Origin of the sequence: Cobetia sp. QF-1, from assembly GCF_002213105.1 — a bacterium.
In the GTDB taxonomy this organism is placed as follows: Bacteria; Pseudomonadota; Gammaproteobacteria; order Pseudomonadales; family Halomonadaceae; genus Cobetia; species Cobetia crustatorum.
This window is the reverse complement of record NZ_NBVS01000002.1, coordinates 288,537-304,070: the sequence shown is the minus strand read 5'-3', so window position 1 is coordinate 304,070 and position 15,534 is coordinate 288,537. Positions and strand designations below refer to the sequence as shown.

12 protein-coding genes are annotated in these 15,534 nt (G+C 56.0%); 2 read left to right on the top strand and 10 right to left on the bottom strand.

All coding sequences use genetic code 11. From position 1 onward, the window contains the following. Positions 1 to 166: 166 nt before the first annotated feature. The gene (pgi, locus tag CFN46_RS04585) at positions 167 to 1,870 is read left to right on the top strand and encodes a glucose-6-phosphate isomerase (RefSeq protein WP_088742828.1); all 1,704 of its coding nucleotides are present in this window, start codon (positions 167 to 169) and stop codon (positions 1,868 to 1,870) included. Then, entirely contained in the window at positions 1,870 to 2,853 is a 984-nt protein-coding gene (locus tag CFN46_RS04580; protein WP_088742827.1) for a carbohydrate kinase, read from the top strand. The genes pgi and CFN46_RS04580 overlap by 1 nt, the downstream gene beginning before the upstream one ends. 232 nt (positions 2,854 to 3,085) lie before the next feature. Here the strand turns inward: CFN46_RS04580 and CFN46_RS04575 are convergent, their stop codons facing one another. The 10 genes from CFN46_RS04575 to CFN46_RS04530 form a co-directional block, all read right to left on the bottom strand. After that, a complete protein-coding gene (locus CFN46_RS04575) occupies positions 3,086 to 4,132 on the bottom strand; it encodes a porin (protein ID WP_088742826.1) in 1,047 nt (348 codons plus the stop codon). A gap of 663 nt (positions 4,133 to 4,795) precedes the next feature. Then, positions 4,796 to 6,181, bottom strand: a complete 1,386-nt coding sequence (locus CFN46_RS04570) for a TRAP transporter large permease (protein ID WP_088742825.1) — start codon at positions 6,179 to 6,181, stop codon at positions 4,796 to 4,798. Next, the gene (locus CFN46_RS04565; RefSeq protein WP_088742824.1) at positions 6,178 to 6,750 is read right to left on the bottom strand and encodes a TRAP transporter small permease; all 573 of its coding nucleotides are present in this window, start codon (positions 6,748 to 6,750) and stop codon (positions 6,178 to 6,180) included. Before CFN46_RS04565 ends, CFN46_RS04570 begins: the two co-directional genes overlap by 4 nt. 186 nt (positions 6,751 to 6,936) lie before the next feature. Further along, the gene (locus tag CFN46_RS04560) at positions 6,937 to 7,926 is read right to left on the bottom strand and encodes a TRAP transporter substrate-binding protein (RefSeq protein WP_024951089.1); all 990 of its coding nucleotides are present in this window, start codon (positions 7,924 to 7,926) and stop codon (positions 6,937 to 6,939) included. 398 nt (positions 7,927 to 8,324) lie between these two features. After that, on the bottom strand, positions 8,325 to 9,365 hold the full coding sequence (locus tag CFN46_RS17705; protein WP_246116575.1) for a ProQ/FINO family protein: 1,041 nt from the start codon (positions 9,363 to 9,365) through the stop codon (positions 8,325 to 8,327). 104 nt (positions 9,366 to 9,469) lie between these two features. Further along, positions 9,470 to 10,021, bottom strand: a complete 552-nt coding sequence (locus CFN46_RS04550) for a dihydrofolate reductase (protein WP_024951087.1) — start codon at positions 10,019 to 10,021, stop codon at positions 9,470 to 9,472. Then, a complete protein-coding gene (locus tag CFN46_RS04545; protein WP_088742823.1) occupies positions 10,018 to 10,812 on the bottom strand; it encodes a thymidylate synthase in 795 nt (264 codons plus the stop codon). Before CFN46_RS04545 ends, CFN46_RS04550 begins: the two co-directional genes overlap by 4 nt. A 184-nt stretch (positions 10,813 to 10,996) precedes the next feature. Further along, the gene (gene lgt / locus CFN46_RS04540; protein ID WP_088743030.1) at positions 10,997 to 11,800 is read right to left on the bottom strand and encodes a prolipoprotein diacylglyceryl transferase; all 804 of its coding nucleotides are present in this window, start codon (positions 11,798 to 11,800) and stop codon (positions 10,997 to 10,999) included. Between the two features lie 126 nt (positions 11,801 to 11,926). Then, a complete protein-coding gene (locus tag CFN46_RS04535) occupies positions 11,927 to 12,709 on the bottom strand; it encodes a sulfite exporter TauE/SafE family protein (RefSeq protein WP_088742822.1) in 783 nt (260 codons plus the stop codon). An 87-nt stretch (positions 12,710 to 12,796) separates the two neighbouring features. Beyond that, positions 12,797 to 15,529: a response regulator gene (locus CFN46_RS04530; protein WP_176426411.1), complete on the bottom strand. Its 2,733-nt coding sequence runs from the start codon at positions 15,527 to 15,529 to the stop codon at positions 12,797 to 12,799. Positions 15,530 to 15,534 lie beyond the last annotated feature (5 nt).

Sequence of the window (15,534 nt, the reverse complement as noted above, 5' to 3'; positions counted from 1 at the left end):
ATCTTGGCTAACAGCTTGCTTGGCTGGTCATGGACTGAATCGTGTCATTCATTATCGTCACGTGAGTTAACGACACCTCGCCTGAAAACAAGGACGCGTTGCTTGGCCACAGAATGCCGCTCACGCCAACGATTGATATCCAACAACCAATACGATGGACACACCCATGCTGCAATTGACTCGTAGTGTTTCCTGGCAGGCGCTGACCCAATTGGGTGAAGTGACCCGCAACGACCGTATCCGCGACTATTTTACCGCGGACCCCAAGCGCTTCGAAAAGATGAGCCTGCGTGTCGGCGGTCTATTTCTCGACTATTCAAAGCACCATATTTCTGACGAGGTGCTCACAGCCTTGATCGAGCTGGCAGAGCATTCTGCTCTCGTCCAGCGGCGAGCTCAGATGTTCTCCGGCGACATCATCAACGTGACCGAAAATCGTCCGGTGCTGCACACCGCACTGCGCAGTCAGGCGAACATGCCAGTCATCGTCGATGGCAAGGACGTGACGCCAGAGATCCAGAAAACGCGCGAACAGATTCGCGCCTTCTCTGAAGCCGTGCGCAGTGGAGAATGGAAAGGCTATGACGGTCAGCGGATTCGTGACGTCGTCAATATCGGTATTGGCGGCTCAGACCTCGGCCCCAACATGGCATGCCGCGCCCTGCTGAAGCATCGTCATCCGGAGATCAACTTCCACTTTGTCTCCAATGTCGATGGCAACCACATCCAGAAAGTTCTCAAGCGCCTTGATCCGGCGACCACGCTGTTCATCGTCTCCACCAAGACCTTCTCCACCCAGGAAACCCTGCTGAACGCCAAGACGGCGCGTCGCTGGTTCCTGGAGCAGGCAGGTCAGGATGCCGATGTGGGGGCCCACTTCGTGGCCGCCTCGACCAATCGCAAGGCTGCCAAAGAATTTGGTATCCGCGAAGAGAACGTCTTCGAATTCTGGGCGTGGGTCGGCGGTCGTTATTCCATGTGGTCATCCATCGGTCTGCCCATCGCACTGTCCATCGGCTATGAAGGCTTCATGGACCTGCTCGAAGGCGCCTACGAGATGGACCAGCACTTCATCGATGCGCCGATGGAAAGCAACATGCCGGTCCTGATGGCGCTGATCGGCATCTGGTACATCAACTTCATGGGGGCTGAAACTCAGGCTATCGTGCCTTACGATCAGGCGCTGCATCAGCTGCCCGCCTTCCTGCAGCAGCTGGACATGGAATCCAATGGCAAGTCGGTCGATATCTTCGGTCGCCCTGTCGACTACAAGACTGGCCCGATCGTATGGGGCGAGACAGGCTCAAACGGTCAGCACGCCTTCTTCCAGTTGCTGCACCAAGGCACGCGCTATGTGCCGATCGACTTCATTGCCTCTCTGAAGCCGGAGCCGGGTACCGAAGAACATCACTTCGCGCTGATCACCAACATGCTGGCGCAGGCGAACGCCTTCATGGAAGGTAGCCAGGATGGCAGCAATCTTGATCCGCACTACAGCTGCCCGGGTAATCGTCCGTCGAGCACCCTGCTGCTGGATGAACTGACGCCGCGCAACCTGGGCGCCTTGATCGCACTCTATGAGCACAAGGTCTTCGTGCAGGGCGTGATCTGGAACATCAACTCCTTCGATCAGTGGGGCGTGCAGCTCGGCAAGCGTATTGCTGGAGAAATCAGTGCGCGTATCGACACCGACGTGCAGGCGTTCGATCCGTCCACTCAAGGACTACTGGCTCTGGTACGCGAATACTTCCCGGCCGGTGGCGAGAACTCCAAGCCTGATACTGTCTCCACGACAGGCGATGATGTCGCCAAGAATCGCAAGGGCGCGAAAGCCGCCACTTCCTCCAATACCAAGGGAGCCACCTCCTGATGACCCCTGTAATCGCGTTTGGTGAAGCGCTGGTCGACATGCTCTCCAACAAGCTTGGCAACCAATCCGTCGAGCAAGAGACCTTCACTCCTTACGCTGGCGGCGCGCCGGCCAACGTTGCCGTCGCCTGTGCACGCCTCGGCTTGCCCAGCTACTTCGTCGGCATGCTTGGCCAGGATAGCTTCGGTGATTTCCTTCACGAGGAGCTGACGGCACATGGTGTACGCATGGGATACGTCAAGCGCACCAGCGAAGCTCGCACCGCACTTGCTTTCGTCTCACGCGATGACGACGGCGAGCGCCGCTTTGACTTCTACCGCCCACCGGCTGCCGACCTGCTGTTTCGTCCGGAACATGCAGGTCCGGAACTCTTTGCGACGCCGGCGATCTTCCATCTATGCAGCAACAGTCTGACCGAAGCCCCCATCGCGGACACCAGCTTCGTGCTGGCAAGTCGAGCACGTGCGGCAGGCTCAATCGTCAGTGTCGATGCCAATCTTCGACACAACCTGTGGCCGAACCAGCAGATTGATGTAGCGCTGGTCACTCGCCTACTCGACAACGCCGACATCCTGAAGCTGTCGCAGGAAGAAGTGGATGCACTGACTCAAGGACAGGAAGAGTCAGCATGGCTACGAGCGCGCCTGACGGCGGGTGTGCGTCTTATTGTACTGACAGACGGCCCTGGTGCTATCCGCGCCCTGGTGCGCAAACAGAGCGGTGAGACACAGGCCGTCAGTGTCACTCCGCCCGTCGTCAAGGCAGTAGATACGACGGCCGGTGGCGATGCCTTTATCGGTGGCTTCCTATCCGCTATCAGTGAAGCAGCCATCAATGCAACACAGCTGGCAGACTGGTGTGAAGACGACGCCAACTTGCAGGCTGCTCTGTCACGCGCCGCAGCGTGTGGGGCTTTTACCGTGACACGCCCAGGTGCCTATGCTGCACTGCCGATGCGGGAAGATCTGGTTAATCTTATCTAGAAACCTGCCTGCTTTACGCAAAATGGCATGAACAAAAAGCCCCGATAATCGGATGATTATCGGGGCTTTTTGTTCTTTAGCGTCTGTCGGAAAGCATATACCTCAGTTCGCACAAACAGGAATAATAGTCCGAGGAACACGGCAATATGACGCCACAGGTAAAACTCATGACGTAAAAAAGCCGGCCCCTAAGGACCGGCTTTCGTTAGCTTGCTAGACGATAAGAGACGTCTTAGAAGCCGTAGTAGATGCCGACAGCAGCGCCGTCGCCATCATCGCCAGAACGATCGTACTGAGCGTATTCAATGTAGGTGTACATCGCAGAAGAGATGTTGTAAGTCACACCCAGGTTGAATTCATTGAAGCTGTCATCGCCGCCATTATCGGTAGCAACGGCAGAGTTAGACTCAGCATCGACATACTGGTAGGCACCGTAGACGTCGCCCATACCGTAGCCGTAACGTGCACCGACACCGTAGAAGTCGACGTCAGCATTGTCTGCATCTGCAGCATAACGCTCGGCCTTGACGGCAATGCGCAGTGCATCAACGGTGTACTGACCGGTGATACCATACTGCTCGCCGATGTCACCCTGGCCATTACCAGTACCGTCATCAAGACCGTCGAACTGGCCTAGGTCGTCATACACAGCAGCGATGGAGAAACCACCAATGGTGTACTTACCACCAGCGTAGAAGGACGCCTGGTTGGAATCAGTAACGTTCTCGCCTTCGGCATCACCTTCGAAGTTAGAACCAACAGCGAACTGCATGCCGCTCATGACCGGAGACATGTACTGCAGCTTATTGCCTTCACGAGTCTGGCTGTCGCCAATGATCTCGGAGCTGGAATCGCTCAGATCAAAGTATTCGTTGTTGGACAGCGGATCCTGGACCCAGTCATCAATCAGCTGATCCCAAGAACCGATGCGTGCGTCACCGAAGGAGCCTTTAGCACCGACGTAAGACTGATCACCGTCGTTCAAGCCGTTGCCGCCGCCCTTGGATTCGTCAGCGTCGTATTCCCACTCGGCCTTGAAGTAACCAACGATATCGTCGTTGATCTTGTGCTCGCCTTTGGCACCGAAAGTAGAACCGTTATCAGCCAGTTCACTTTGAGCATCGCCGCCCAGCTGGTCGATATAGGTGTATGCCAGCTGCACGTTACCGTACAGATCCAGCTTGGTGCCGTCCTGGTTGTAGACGGTAGCAGCAGATGCAGAAGTAGCAGCCAGAGCAGCAGCGCCGGCAATGGCAGTAGCCAGAAGTGTCTTTTTCATCGCGATAATTCCTTAACTAGCGTTAACTGTTCGATCGTGTCTGCCGGTGGCAGTGGCCGGGGTTCCGGGCGCTTGATGACGCCTCTAAAACCCTGTGGCCTTGTTATTATCCAATGCTCGCAGGGAAACCATATACCGGGCTTTCAGGATGTGCAACAGAAAAAAACACTGTTTTCGATCACTAGTCCTGAACCTATACGCCGGTCGATTGTCTGGCGTGCCTACACTTTAGCCCCGGAGAATGAAGGATTCATGACAACCACGGCTTTTCTCAAGGGTTCTCGATCCATCACATATGACAAATGCTTACCTTGCGACATTCGGTGGCAGAAACAGCTGATCACGACAAAAGTAGTACGTCATATAGCGATAAATCCATCACCTCATGAGCCGTAGATCATGAAACCTTTCCACATTCCTCCTTTCGACATTCACTTCTTTTGTTACTTAAGATTTTAACCGAGCGTATTTACCCTTTTTGATCTGCTTTCTCCTCACCTCAATGTCGCGCAAGAGCATATGAGAAATGACATTTGAGAGAGGGGCCTAACAAGAAGTCCCCCGACCGCTACATCAAGCGGCCGAGGTACGTACTTGGTGTTAAGGACTGAGATGTCACCTGGAACGAAAAAGTTGATCAGTCTGCTCTACTCAAAATGACGGCTAGCTGCTCAGTAAGTTGGGTAGAAACAGCGAAATAGATGGCACGTAGGTAATCAACACCAGGAACAGCAGTAGCAGTGACAACCAGGGCAGTGCAGCCCGTATGACCCACGTCATCGGTTTGCCGGTAATGCCGGCTGTCACAAAGAGATTGAGACCCACTGGGGGTGTCAGCATGCCGATCTCCATATTGACGACCATGATGATGCCCAGGTGGATGGGATCGATCCCTAGCTGAGTGGCAATCGGGAACAGGATAGGCGCCATGATAAGCAGGATGGCCGAGGGCTCCATGAAATTGCCTGCCGCCAGCAACAATAGATTCATCACAATCAGGAAGCCCCACGCCGGCAACCCCCAACCAATGATGGTCTCAGCGATAGTGTGAGGAATGCGCTCGGTCGTCAGCACGTGAGCAAACAGCATCGCGTTGGCAATGATGAAAAGCAGCATCATCGAGACTCTTGCACCATCCAACACGACCTTATTGACTTCTTTGTCCGTGAACGAGCCAATCAGCCCTGCCGGCACCTGCCAAAGGGCGCGCAGCCCCGCCACACTCCAAGCCTCACCCCCTCTTCGCCATGGCACGCCTTTCAATGGCCCCATGTCACGATATCCCACCACCGCAATGAACCAGGCGTAGACCGTTGCAACTGCGGCAGCCTCGGTCGGACTCGCTACGCCGCCGTAGATCGAACCCAGTACGATCACGATCAGCATCAGGCCACCAAGGGCTACGATGCCCGAGCGAGCCAGTGCACGACATCCCGGGAACGGTTGTGACGGCAGCTTCTTGATACGCGCCGCAATATAGATAGCTACCATCAAGATACCGCCCATCAGCAACCCCGGAATCAGGCCCGCCATGAACATCTTGGCCGCAGAGACTTCCGTGGCAGCCGAATACACCAGCATGACGATGGAAGGAGGAATCAGGATACCCAGCGTGCCAGCATTGGTAATCACACCAGCGGCGAATGACTCGCTATAGCCTTGGCGCACCATGCCCGCGATGACGATGGAACCAATGGCCGCGACCGTCGCCGGAGACGAGCCAGAGACAGCCGCAAACAGCATACACGCCAATACCGATGCCATTGCCAGACCACCACTCACGTGGCCAATGGCATCGGTGGCAAAAGTGATCAAACGACGCGCCACGCCACCGGTCGAGAGAAAGGTACTGGAGAGTATAAAGAAGGGAATTGCCAGCAAGGTGTAATGATGCGACAGCGCCTCGAACAACTTGATGGCCACCGAGCCCAGTGAGTCACTCGAGAACAGCAGAATGGTCGTGACGCTGGAGAAGCCCAGGGCAAAGGCGATCGGCATGCCGAGGAAAATACCGCCAAACAGCAGCGCAAATAGTGTGGCTATAGTCATCGCGGCGTTCCTTGATCACTGTCAACACTGCCTTGATCAGCAGCAACGTCCGTTTGAACCAGATGCATGCTGTCTTCACCTTCATCATGAAAACCAAAACCGCTAGCCTCACCGCGAATCACCTTCCAGCCCAGCACGGCGAAGCGCAGCATCAGCAACAGCAGTGCGATGGGAAGAATGATCAAGGCATACCATTTGGGGATCGGAATATCGTCCAGTTCAATACCTATCAACTGCATCAGCGAGATGTATTCATAGCTGCCCACCAGCAGCATCACGCAGTACGCCATGCACACCACCAGCGCAATCAGCGTCGTAATGCGCTGCCACAGCATCGGCATCAGTTTCACCACAACGTCCACGCCAATATGCGCGCCCTGCTTGACGCCCCACGACACACCGACCAGCACAAACCAGCCCGCGAGATACAGCGTGGCTTCCTGTGACCAGCTGATGCCGGTATTGAAAACGAAGCGCAACACCACCTCGACAAAGACCAGTAGCACCATCGCTACCAGCAGCAGGGAGAACAACGTCTCTTCTGCCTTGTGAAGCCATCTTAGTTTCATGGCACTGTCCTCATGCCGCCTCTCTCTCGACTAGACATCGGGAGAATGGCGTCACTTTCTATGTAGGTGCAGATGTAGGTACAGATAGAGGCGGACGAGACACGCCAGCCCTGTCCATCCGTCAAATACGATTACCCCACCTGAAAAGTACCTTTACATCGGTACCTCTCAGATGGGGCAAGCGGATTACTGGTTAGCGGCTTCGGCAGCGTCAACGATGTCCTGACCAATATCCTCAGCAAATTCACCCCACACCGGCTTCATGGCATCTACCCATTGCTGGCGCTGAGTATCGTCGAGCGTGACGATCTCGCTCTGTCCCGAATCGATGATGGCCTGCTTGGCCTCTTCGTTCTTGGCTTCAGAAAGCTCATTGCCATAGATGATGGCTTCATCAAGCGCAGACTTGACCTCACCCCGTACATCGTCCGGCAAGCCATCCCAGAAGCGCGCTGAGGAGACCACCATGTAATCCAGCACACCATGATTGGACTCGGTGATGTATGGCTGCACCTCGAAGAACTTCTGTGAATAGATATTGGAGTAGGTATTTTCCTGGCCATCGATGGCTCTGGTCTGCAGCAGGATAAAGACTTCCGAGAACGGCTTTTTCAACGAGATGGCATCAATGGCCTCAAACTGTGCCTCGAGCACATCAGAGGTCATGATGCGAAATTTCTTGCCATTGGCATCTTCCGGCACCTTGAGCGGCGAAGAGGCAGACAGCTGCTTCATGCCGTTATGCAGATAGCCCAGCCCGACAAGCCCCTTGGATTCAAGCGATGTCAGCAGTGATTGGCCCGTCTCGCTTGCCTGAAAGCTCTCCACTGCTGCCATGTCCTTGAACAGGAAGGGAAGGTCAAAGACTTGCAACTGATCGGTATATTTCTGGAACTTGGATAGTGACGGCGCGGCCAGCTGGACATCACCCAGCAGCATAGCTTCCAGTACCTTGTCATCACCATAAAGCTGAGAGCTGGGATACAGTTCGACATCCACCTTGTCGCCAAGACGCTCTTCTACCAGCTGCTGGAATTTTTTGGCCATCTGGCCCTTGGGCGTATTCTCGGCCACCACATGCGAGAACTTGATGGTGATCGGGTCAGCCATGACCGTCGTGGAGGCGAATAGAATGGCGGCGCTCAGTGCGGTCAAGGCAGGCTTTAAAAGACGCATGGCAGTTCCTCTTGGGCATTGTTGTTGATCTTGTCGTTATCCCGTCTGCGTGCTGGTCACTCTATACACCTTGCCTTCGCCATCCAGGACGGAGACAACGCGAGAGACCATGGCAGACCTGATGCGCGAGCATGGATACCCAACAGCAATGCGAGCACTACGCCACTTACACGCGGTTATTAACATTTACTTTTTAAATCAGTATGTTGCGGCGAAAAACGAATATTTCCTTTCCAGTGATACCCGCATGAATCGCCGCACTGTGTGGGTTTCCGCCCATTAACGACAAAGCCCCTGTGCGGAAATCCGCACAGGGGCTTTGCTCAATTCAGCGATTAGCGACTTGTCACTTGCTCGCAAGAAAAACCAGCAACAAGCGGGTAACCTGAATATCCATACTACGGCCGATTCTTGGCCATCAGCTCACTGAGCTTGTGACTGATACGCTGATCGGCTGCTTGCTCTTCACGTGCCTTCTGCTGACGAGTCAACTCATCCAGCTGCTGACGCGCATGCAATGCTTCGTCTTCTGTCACGGCACCGACAGACTGCCCTTCGAGGTCAACACGCTGAGTGCCCGCCCGCACCGCTTTGAGATAACGCGGCAAATGCACATAACCCGCCAACGCGCGACGTACTAGCTTGTCATCCCACTGCTCATTTTCCAGCAGTTCGACGTGAATACCGATCTTCAGTGGCCGTGTATGGCCCTTGAAGAAGGTATCCGGATAACGTCGATACCATTGTTTGAGCAGCGCCTGAGGTGACGGCTGCGTGCTGGAGGCCGGCGTGTCAGAAGGTGGCGTAGTCGTCGAAGGCGCCAAGTCTTCAGTAGACGCAGTGTCTTCTACTGTATGGCTAATGTCAGCGTTCTCGCTCGACGAATCTTCCTGCTGCGCTGAAGACTCCTGTTGCGAGGCCTGACTGACATGCTGAAGTGACTCTGGCGCCGGTGTCAGTTCCGTTTCAGTCGTCTGCGACATCACAGGCGATACAGACGCTTGGCCTACCGCCAGCTGCTCGGTAGCGGCTTCTACATCCGCCAGCGCACGTTGGTCAGTCTCGGCCTGTGCGCTGATGCGTGCGGTCTGTGCAGTTTGCAGCGCATCACGCAATTGCTCACCAAGTTCATGCAACTCAGCGTCACGTGCCAGCAATGACTCATGCAGACTACGCAGCTGAGTCTGCTGCTCCTGCACTTGCTGCCGAGCGCCTGACAGCTGCTCGTTCAGCGCTGCATACTCACTGCGCAACGCAGCAAGTTCGGCATCAGCCTCGCCTGCCAGCGATACCTGTTGCTCCAATCGCGCCAGCGACTCACGTAGCTGAGCATTTTCCGACTCCAGTGCCGCACGGGCCTGGCGATTACCGTCACGTTGCTGTCGCTGTGTGTCGGCTTCATTTTCAAGCGCAGAATACAGCGCTTCGAGGCGATCCATCGTCAAGGCCTGAGCCTCCCTTGCACGCTATGAGCAGTTCCGTTTGGCACCAGTCTGTGTCAGCACCCGCTGACTGTAAAGCGCCCGCAGAGCAACCATCGCTGTTAGACGTCGCTACGCTCGTAACGCACGAAGTCATAAGCTGGCATACCCTCGCCACTCTCACCCGGTACGCGCTGCGCTTCTTGCCAGTTCGCATCAAGCATCGGGAAGTGAGCGTCGCCTTCAATCTCGACCGCCACTTCAGTGAGATAAAGACGTGTCGCGATCGGCAGAGCCTGGGCATAAATCTGCCCACCGCCGATGACCATGATCTCATCGACACCTTCAATCATGGCGTGATTGTCTGCCATGTTCAGCGCTGCCGCCAAGTCATGACAGACACGCACACCATCATGAGCGAAATCAGTATCACGCGTCACGACGATGTTGAGGCGATTGGGTAAAGCACGACCGATGGACGCGAAGGTCTTGCGCCCCATGATCACCGGCTTGCCCTGAGTCACATACTTGAAGAACTTGAGATCTTCCGGCAGGTACCAAGGCAGTTGATTCTCGACGCCGATCACACGATTGACTGACATGGCAGCAATCATCGCCACCGGTACGACAGTGTCGGCACTTGCCCCAAGCGGTACGAAGGCTGAATTGCTCATACGGCCACCTTTGCCTTGATATGCGGATGGGATTCATAGCCTTCGATAGCAATGTCATCGAAGGTGAAATCGAACAGATCAGTGACATCAGGATTCAGCACCAGTTGCGGCAAGGCCAGCGTTTGACGACTGAGCTGCTCACGCGCCTGCTCCAGATGATTGCTGTAAAGGTGCGCATCGCCAAGCGTATGAATGAACTCGCCCGGCTTCAGGCCACACACCTGCGCGACCATCTGGGTCAACAGTGCGTAGCTTGCAATGTTGAATGGCACACCGAGGAAGATGTCAGCGCTGCGCTGATACAGCTGGCAGGATAGTCGTCCGTCTGCCACATAAAACTGGAACAGTGCATGACACGGCGGCAAGGCCATTTCATCGACCAGCGCCGGATTCCAGGCAGACACCATCAGACGGCGAGAATCGGGATTGGTCTTGATCTGCTCGATGACAGTGGTGATCTGATCGACACTGCCACCTTTCGGGTTCGGCCAGCTGCGCCACTGATAGCCATAGACCGGCCCGAGATCGCCATTCTCATCGGCCCACTCGTCCCAGATGCGCACACCATTTTCCTTGAGGTAGGCAATATTGGTATCGCCCTTCAGGAACCACAACAGCTCGTGGATGATCGAACGCAGATGCAGCTTCTTGGTCGTCACCAGCGGAAAGCCTTCCGCCAGGTCAAAGCGCATCTGGTGGCCGAAGACACTCAGGGTGCCGGTACCGGTGCGATCGCCCTTTTGCGTACCGTTTTCCAGCACGTGGCGCATCAGATCTAGATAGGGTTGCATGGTATCGGGTCCGTACGGCGTAACAGGCTTGCGCTGCAAATAGCACAGGCCTTCATGAATTCGGATTTATTTGCTCAGCGATATTTTCAGCCGCCAGATACGCAAAGACGCAGCCATTGGGCCGCGTCTTTGCGTATCTGGCGATGGAATTCTACACCACCGAATCGCCTTTTTCTTCATCCATTCACGAGGCGCCTATCACCGGCGGCTGCGCCACTTGCTGACTACGTGACCAAGCCATCAGGAACAGGCCGAACAGTACCATCGGTAGCGATAGCAGCTGGCCCATGGTCAGCCAGTCGAAAGCGATGAATCCGAGCTGGGAATCTGGCTGACGGAAAAATTCGGTGATGAATCGGAAGCAACCATAGAACAGCAGGAACAGACCAGAGATCAGCCCCTTCTGACGTGGCTCACGCGAGGCGAACCACAGGATGGTGAACAGCGCCACGCCTTCCAGCGCAAACTGATAGAGCTGCGACGGATGGCGCGGTTCTGGTCCGTACAGCGGATAGACCATCCCCCAGGACACATCGGTGATACGTCCCGGTAGCTCCTGATTGATGAAATTGCCCAGACGCCCGGCTCCGAGGCCAATCGGCACCATTGGCGCTATGAAATCAGTGAGTTGGAAGAATGTCAGCTGATGACGACGCGCGAATATCAGCATCGCGATCAACACCCCAAGCAGGCCGCCATGGAAACTCATGCCGCCGTCCCAGACCTTGAAGATCCACACCGGGTCAGCCAGCAGCTTGTCAAAGCCATAAAAGAGCGCATAGCCGAGACGTCCGCCCAGCACCACGCCCAACGCGCCAAAGAAGATCAGGTCACCGACGGCATCCTGACTCAGGCCAACCCGCCCACGTCGTGCGCGCGCCAGTCCCCAGGCAGCCGCAAAGCCAATCACATACATCAAGCCGTACCAATGGATCTTGAAAGGCCCGAGCGCCAGCGCCACGGGATCAATCTGAGGATATTGCAACATGTTGAAACCTTGAATGAAGAAGTCGATCAACGCTGAACAAGGCAGTGAGTCACTCGCAGTCAGCATACTAGTCCAAGCATACCAGTCAGAACATGAATGCCACCTGCCCACGGCAGTGTCAGTCAATTAGCCGAACAGAAAGCGCAAGCCGACAACGGCCAGAATCAGCGCAAACATTCGCTTAAGCAATAATACGGGTAGCGCATGCGCCAGACGCGCACCGACTCGTGCAAAAGGCACCGAGACCAGCACGATCCCGAGCCAAGCGCCCCAGTGAACGTATCCGAGGGTGTGCTCAGGCAAGCCTGGTGCCTGCCAGCCCACCACGATATTGGTCAGCGCTGCCACCAGTGCTATCGGAAATCCTGCAGCGGCGGCCGTACCTACCGCTTCGGTCATACGTGCCTGCCAACTCGTCAACATCGGCACCATCACTGTCCCACCACCAATACCGAACAGCGCTGACACCATGCCAACCGAGCCACCACCGACAAACTGGCCAATCCGTCCAGGCGCCTGCGCCATCTGACCAATGCGCAGATTCAATCCCATCTTGAGTGCTACCAGCAACACAAAGCATCCAAACAACAGCTCAAGCACTTCACCGCTCAGCGCACTGGCCAGCACCACACCCAGCCCCGTGCCGATCATCAGTCCTGGCAGTAATCGCTTGAGCCAGTCCAGCCGCACGGCACCTCGTTCATGATGTGCACGCGCCGACGAAAGAGAGGTCACCACGATAGTGGCCAGTGAAGTGCCGATAGCCAAATGCATCAGCACGTCAGGCGCGACGCCCTGCAACACAAAGGCCGCTGCCAGTACTGGCACAATGATCAACCCACCACCAATACCGAACAGCCCGGCAATCAAACCTGCCACTGCCCCCAGCAAGGGATACCACCACCACATGTTCAGCTCCTCATATTCGTCAGGTCACTATCCACACCTCTGGTCGTGACACTCTTCAGGCTGCTTGGCAGGCGTAGCATTCTGCTCTTACTGTCGCGGTGAAGCATCTTCATCCGGAGGAGTCTCACTGCCAGGCGATGCCAATGCGATAGGCGGTGTCAGCACTACATCCGGCAACCACATGTGTACCTTGTCGATCAGCGCCTGAGGGCGATAAGGCTTACCGAGGTAATCATCCAACCCCGCTGAGAAGAAGCGCTCGCGATCTGTCTCACTCGCATTGGCAGTCAGCGCAATGATGACACTGCGACGATCGCTGCCAGCCACTACCTCCCGTTCACGCCAGTACTGCGTAACGCTGACACCATCCATGCCCGGCATGAAGATATCCATGAACACCAGCGCATAGAAATGCTGCGTACGAGCCGTCAATGCCTCTTCACCACTACTGACGGTATCCACCGTAAGGCCCTGGCGTCCAAGCACAGTGCGCGCCAGCATGGCATTCACTGGCCCATCATCGACTACGAGTATGCGTACCTCGGCGGGATTACCCGGCCATGTCAGTGGCAGCATAATTTCCAGCGCTTCATCTTCGCCAAGGTTTATCTGGCGATAACTGCCGTCCAGTTCATCAACAAGACGCCGCGCCATGATGAGACAGGAAGGCGCCTTGCGTCCGATATCGAGTCCACAGTGAGCACTAAATTCCAATCTCAGACAGCATTGTGTCGCTTGACCCACCGGCTCTGCCTGGTCGACAGACGGCTGATCGGAGGACTGGCGAGATACCAGCACGCTATGCGGTTGCTCAATCACCTCGACAAACAATCGATGATGGCCGGCATTCTGACGACGGCAACCATCGTCTGACAGATGCTCGAAAAGCTGTGCAAGGCGCCGTACATCACCTTTCAAAGTGTCAGGTAGCGACCCCAGCTGCCATTCAAACGGTGAGCCACTATCGTGATAGCGCTGCTGCATATCATCCAGTAACGCGCTGAATGTCGTGGCAGGAGAGAAGGGGTTTTCCTCAAGCGGCGTGCGCACCACTTCATCACGCTCAGTCAGGGCATCCAGCAGCTGTGCCACGCTATCGAGGCGTCCTTGCAACAGGCTCAGTTCAGCATCTTCAAGGTGGCGCTCGCGGCGCAACTGACCCAGCTTACGTACCAGTCCTTGCAGCGGCGGCGTCAGCTCGGCATGCAACATGTCGAGATAGTCGCTCTTGAGGCGTGCCTCTTCACGGGCCCGATCACGCGCGACCAATAGCTGCTGGCTGGCCTGATCATGCTCCGACTCATCAATCATGACTCCCAGCACTTGGGCAGGGTCATTATTGAAGCGACACAATTCCAGTCGAATACGGCGCATGCGGCCTTCGGCATCATGTACGCGCAACTCGCGGCTACTGGGCACGTTGGGATTGGGTTCCAGCATCAGAAGGCTGCCGACCGAGCGACCCAATGCTTCGTGCAGCACCAAGCCAAACATCTTTTCAAAGGCCGGATTCGCCATGGCCAACAAGCCGTGACGCATCACGAAGGCTGGCAGTGGCAAGGCATCCAACTCATGACCACGTCCTCGCCGCAGTAGCGCCACTGCCGCCCGGTGACGCCGTAGCAGGTCATCAGCAGGATTCCACTGACGCCTTGAAGTCGGATACTCCTCCATGATTTCGCCACATTCGAGACGCTCACTCTGCCTCGCCAGCCACTCCAGTGGCTGCCCAAGACGCTGATACAGTCGACGCAAACGCCATTGCAAAATCAGCATGCTGACAGCAAACACCAGCAACAAGGCGCCGAGGCTCCCCATCAACAAGGCCTTCAAGGGGATCTCGCTTGGCACTTCGAGGCGTGTCTTGGCGATCAGGCGCCAGCCATTGATTGTTAGCGTGTCCCACACCACCACATCTCCGCGATCTCCCTGCAGACTCACGCCGCGCAATCCAGAATCCAGTACGCTCGCGACCTCGGCAGGCAACTGCCGTGGCTGACTATCGCTGGTGTTGGTACTCGCCGCCCATACATCGAGTCCGTTGCCGACCAGCCAATAGGATTCTGCTCGTCCATGCCCGGGCAGCACCAATCGTGACTCCATCTGCGGCAGAGCCAGATCGAGCCCCACACGCGCTTTTTCACCGCTATTGAGCGTGACTTCCACTAGCGCCGTGATCTGTGTCAGTCCCGCTGGCCCAGGGTGCGGTGGCAGCCAGACCACGCTGGGTGCACCACTGTCCATACTTCGAGACAGCTGACGCACCGTTTCGGGCAGCACTCCGGTATAAGGCATGTGCTTGGCACCCGGCGCGAAAACGTCCAGAACATTAAACCAGGGGTACAGCATGACCATGCTGTTATCGAGGCTGACAAATAAGCGTGAGATTAGCGGGTCTGATGAGTAGAGGTCCGACAGTAACCACTGCATCTGCATCAACCGCTGCCCGGCTTCACGATCATTCTCGGTCAATGCACGGTGGAATTCGCCATAAAGTGCGGCGCCTCCACGAGTAATCGGCCGAAACAGCTGGCCCTGTTCAGTCAACGTGAACTGGCTCAAGGGGCCATCATCGACCCCTTCGCCAAAATCAAGATGCCGTCGAGTGTAACGAGCGAGAATCTGTAGCCTGCGCTGCTGGGTCTCGAGACGCTCGCTGACTAACGCCGTGGCCAATGCATGCTGCTGACGCAACCCGCTCAATGCCGTATCCAGGGCGCCGTGACGCGCGCTATCCCAAATCACGATGGCACCAACCAGACAGCTGAGGGCTACCACCAGCTCCGCTAGCAATAGCGGACCAACGGTCAGACGAATCATTTGCC